General features: G+C 62.0%; 2 protein-coding genes and 1 pseudogene. All 3 read right to left on the reverse strand.

The genetic code is table 11. The features are described from left to right. Positions 1–99, reverse strand: a pseudogene (locus ABL914_RS13920) (holo-ACP synthase); the annotation flags it as partial. Continuing rightward, a complete protein-coding gene (locus ABL914_RS13925; protein WP_391563788.1) occupies positions 96–635 on the reverse strand; it encodes an NADAR family protein in 540 nt (179 codons plus the stop codon). The gene ABL914_RS13925 and the pseudogene ABL914_RS13920, both read right to left, overlap by 4 nt. Further along, positions 632–1,097 (reverse strand): pyridoxine 5'-phosphate synthase (locus ABL914_RS13930; RefSeq protein ID WP_391563789.1); only part of this gene is annotated, 466 nt, incomplete at its 5' end. The genes ABL914_RS13930 and ABL914_RS13925, both read right to left, overlap by 4 nt.

A 1,097-nucleotide genomic window follows, 5' to 3' on the forward strand; every position in this document is an offset into this window, starting at 1 on the left:
GTCGGTGAACACGCGATTTTCAAACCGCTCGCCAAAGCGGTTGAGCGAATTCTGGATCCGTTCGATGTTGCAGAGGTCGGAGCCGATGGCGAGGATCATGACGACTTCGCTTTCCTTGCGGCGCGCTTGGTCAGTTCCGGGATTCCGCCGCCGCGTGCTTCTGCCAGCAAATCATCTCTCAAGCGTTGCAGCGTTTCCCCTAGCCAGTTTTTTCCCAGCCATTTGGCCCTGTCCGTCGCGTTGGCAGCATCGGCGGCCAGGCCGATGCCCCATATTGTGTCCACCGGACTGGCCTCTGCGAGGGAGGTTCCTTCGGTATCGAACAGCATCTGTAGCAGGTCGCGGTGCGTCGTAAATTTGGCCCGGTTTCCGCGGTACACGATGTTTCGTGCGGCTGCATCCCACTGTGCCTGATCAAAACCCCTGACTTGCCGACCCAACCGCTTCTGCTCGCCCGGGTCTTCGGCACTAAGGATCGCTTCGCGCGTATCATGATCCTCAAACAGGCGTGCCTTTTCGGCCATCATGAATTGCTCGGCAGTAACGTAGTGCTGCCCATCGACTGTGAATCCCGTCTTGTGCCATTGCGAGAACGGCCCGCTCCAAAAGAAGGTGAACTTCTCGGTGGAGCTCACCGCGCGGCATCCATCAGTTCGCGCATTTTGACCACGGCGGGTTCCAGCCCGGTGAAGATCGCTTCGCCGATCAGGTAGTGACCGATGTTGAGCTCGGCCAGCTCGGGGATTGCGGCGACCGGCTGGACGTTTTCATAGGTCAGGCCATGCCCGGCGTGGGGCTCGATCCCGTTGGCGGCGGCCAGCGCGGCCATGGTGGAGAGGCGGTTCAGCTCGACCGCGACCGCCTCACCGCCAATTGGTTCTTGGCAGGCATGGGCATATTCGCCGGTGTGCAATTCCACCACCGGGGCCTTCAGCATCAGCGCGGCTTCGATCTGGCGTGGGTCGGGGGCGATGAACAGGCTGACCCGGATATCCGCATCGAGCAGCCGCTGGACCAGCGGATAGAGCCGGTTGTGCTGCCCGGCGGCATCAAGCCCGCCCTCGGTGGTGCGCTCCTCGCGGCGTTCGGGGACGATG

It is taken from the genome of Novosphingobium sp. (assembly GCF_040079535.1).
Lineage (GTDB): Bacteria > Pseudomonadota > Alphaproteobacteria > Sphingomonadales > Sphingomonadaceae > Novosphingobium.